This window comes from Enterobacter sp. BIDMC 29 (genome assembly GCF_019378755.1).
Taxonomy (GTDB): domain Bacteria; phylum Pseudomonadota; class Gammaproteobacteria; order Enterobacterales; family Enterobacteriaceae; genus Enterobacter; species Enterobacter ludwigii.
Window position 1 is genome coordinate 2,851,893 of sequence record NZ_CP080000.1, and the last position, 3,857, is coordinate 2,855,749.

Sequence of the window (3,857 nt, forward strand, 5' to 3'; positions counted from 1 at the left end):
CGGCGATACCGTGACTATCTACAACGGCACCGACAAAATTGGTGACGCCGAGGTGGACAGCAACGGTAACTGGACATGGACACCGGATACCCCACTGGCCAACGGTACCTACGACATCACCCTGACCGTCACCAACAAGGACGGCGCGGGCAACGAAAGCGCCCCGTCCCAGCCGGTGACCATCACCATTGACACCGACCCGCCAGCTACGCCAGCAGCACCGGTGATTACGGACAGCGTCAGCCAGATAACCGGACCGGTTGCCGACGGGGAAACCACGAACGATCCGCGTCCGGTCCTGAGCGGCACCGGCACAGCGAACGATGTGGTTATTATTTATGACAGCATTAATGGTCAGCCTGCTACCGAAGTGGGTCGCGTCACAGTAGACAGCAACGGCAACTGGAGCTGGCGCCCTGACGCCAGCATTGATGAGGGAAGCCACGAATTTACCGCCACCGCCACCGACGAAGCCGGTAACGTTTCGGCGGCGTCACCGGGGATCACTATTACCGTTGATACCGTGGCACCTGATACGCCTGTCATTAGCGCCGTTGGCGGTAAGCCAGACGGTGGTGTTACCACGGATACTACCCCCGGTGTGGGCGGTACCGGCCCTGCGGGCGAAACGGTCATCGTTTATAACAATGGCGTTGAACTAGGACGCGTCGAAATCGGCAGCAATGGCGAGTGGTCTCTCGATCTTCCGACCCAGACTGATGGCCCACTCAACATCACCGTTGCGGCAGTCGATGCTGCGGGTAACGTCAGCGGCCTCAGCCCGGTCTTCACCGTCACCGTTGATACCACTGCGCCAGAAATCCCGCTGATTAACGCGGTGTCTGACAGCCAGCTCACAAGCAATGTGCTTTATACCCGTGACGGCACGCCGACCCTCACGGGCACCGGCGAACCGGGTACCACCGTTATCGTCTCCGTAGACGGTACAGCATCCACAGTGCCGGTAACGGTACAGTCGGACGGCAACTGGAGCTGGACCGCCGACAGCACGCTGACGGAAGGCCCGCATACCTTCACCGTCTCCGCGGTCGATCCGGCTGGCAATACGTCCGGTAGCTCTGCACCGCTTAGCGTTAACGTCGATACTCTGGATCCGGCTGCTCCCGCGGTTACTGGCATAGCCGCTCAAGGTACTCCATTGACCGGCACCGCCGAAGCGGGAGCTACCATCACTGTAACCGATAACAATGGTAATGTTCTCGGGACAGGCGTAGCCACCGGTGGCACCTTCTCCATCGCCCTCAGCCCAGCCCAAACGGATGGCGCTGTGCTGACGGTGACCGCGACCGATGCCGCGGGCAACCTCAGTCCTGAGGCATCCTACACCGTCACCGGTACGCTGCCGAATCTTCCGGATGTGCCCATCATTACGGCGATTAACGATGATGAAACGCCTGTCACCGGCGACGTGAAAGACAAAACCACCAACGACATCACCCCGACACTCGTGGGTACGGCCGAAGCGGGCAGCATTATCACCATCTACCAGGACGGCATCGCGGTTCCGCTGATCAACGTGATTGCTGATGCGGACGGTAACTGGGGCTATACCCCACTGATTGCGCTGGGTGAAGGGCTGCACACCTTTGAAGTGACCGCGACGGTCGGGCTCTCGACCAGCGGCCGCTCGCCGGTTGCAACCGTCACCGTTGACCTCACTGCACCGGACACGCCGACCATTGGCTCAGTGATTGATGATGTCGGCCCTGGCACTGGTCAACTCACCAACGGGCAGACCACCAACGACAACCAGCCTACCCTTACCGGCTCCGGCACGGTGGGCGATATCATCTCCGTTTACAGCAACGGAAACCTGCTGGGTACCGCAGAGGTCGGCAATACGGGGACCTGGGTCTTCACACCGCCCGCGCTGGCGGAGGGCAATAACGTTCTGACCATCCGCGAGACCGATCCCGCGGGCAATGAAAGTGGTCTGTCGACAGGCTTCACCATCGTCGTTGATACGGTTTCCACCACGCCAGCGATCACCAACGTAACGGATAATGTGGGCAATGCTGCAACCACGATTGTGAGCGGCGATCCGACTAATGACGCGACGCCAACCCTTTCGGGGACGGCGGAAGCGAACAGCGTGGTGAAAATTTTCGACGGCGGTACCCAGATTGCCGTGGTCACGGCTGACGGCACCGGTGCCTGGACGTTCACCCCTGACACCGCGCTCAGCGAAGGACCTCACGCCTTCACCGTTACCGCCACCGACCCACAGGGCAACGTCAGCCAGGTGTCTAACGGCTGGAACGTCGTGGTTGACCTGACGGCGCCAACGGTTCCAACGCTGGATACAGTTAACGACAATGCCCCTGGCGGCGTGACCGGCAACCTCACCAGCGGGCAAGTCACCAACGACACCACCCCGACGATCGGCGGCACCGGACAACCGGGCAGTACAATCCACATCATGAATAACGGTACGCAAATTGGCCTTGCGACCGTCGACGGAAGTGGTAACTGGACCTTTACCCCGAGCACGCCGCTGAGCGACGGCAACTATCTCCTTCGCGCCTACGCTACCGATGCGACAGGCAATGCGTCAGCAAACTCGTCGGTCTTTGCCTTTACCGTGGATGCAGCAGGCCCTGCTGCGCCACTGGTCAGCAGTGTGATTGACGACGTCGGCCCGGTCACCGGTACGCTCACTACCGGCAACAGCACCAACGACGCACGTCCGACCTTCAACGGTACGGGTGAAGTGGGTGCCACTGTGCATATCATTGTGGATGGCAACGAGATTGGCACCGCGGTGGTTAATGCCCAGGGGAACTGGACCTACACGCCTGACACCGCCCTGAGTGACGGGCCTCATGCCATCACCTTCAATGCCACCGATGCGGCTGGCAACACCGGCAGCACGACGGCACCGTTTAACCTGACAGTGGATACGGCACCACCGGCGGCACCGGCCATCACGACCGCGGGAGACAACGCAGGCAGCGTACAGACGCCGCTGACTTCCGGGCAAAGTACCGACGACACCACGCCAACGTTGACGGGCACCGCGGCAGCCAACGCCACGGTGACCATCTATGAGAACGGACAGCCGGTCGGCACCGCGCTGGCGGATGGCACCGGAGCATGGAGCTTTACGCCGTCATCAGCGCTGAGCAATGGCAGCCATACCTGGACCGCGACCGCGACCGACGCGGCGGGGAACGTCAGCCCGGCTTCGCCTGGCTTTACGCTGGTTGTTGATACCAGCGCCCCCAATGCGCCGGTTATCAGCCAGGCCGTTGACGATGCGGGCAGCATCACCGGCCCGCTCAGTTCAGGACAGACGACCGACGACACCGTGCCACGGCTTGTCGGGACCAGTGAACCGTTTGCGACTGTGAATATCTACGAAGGCACAACGCTTGTCGGAACGGGCACCGCGGATGTCAGCGGCAACTGGAGTATCTTGCTCACGACCACCTTAGCCACGGGCGCGCACAGCTTCACGGCGCAGGCCACGGATGCAGCGGGTAATACCAGCGTTTCGTCAGCGGCCTTTAGCCTGACTATCGACACGACGCCGCCAGCCCTGCCGGTGCTGAGCAGCATTGTGGATGATGTGGGCAATGCGGCTACACCGATTGCCAATGGCGGATTGACTAACGACGCGCAGCCTACCCTCACGGGTACGGCGGAAGCGGGCGCCACGGTGAAAATTTTCGATAACGGCGTCCAGATTGGTAGCGCGGTCGCGACAGGCGGGGCATGGAGCTTTACCCCTTCTCCGGCGCTGAGCAACGGGTCACACAGCCTGACCTTTACCGCCACCGATGCCGCGGGCAATACCAGCGCCCCGACCACCGCCTATGTGATCAACGTGGATGCCA

At 61.4% G+C, this 3,857-nt stretch carries 1 protein-coding gene; it reads left to right on the top strand.

Annotated elements, in window-relative coordinates:
• A partial coding sequence (locus JTA15_RS21820) for an Ig-like domain-containing protein (protein ID WP_255580107.1) occupies window positions 1-3,857 on the top strand: 3,857 nt, incomplete at both ends.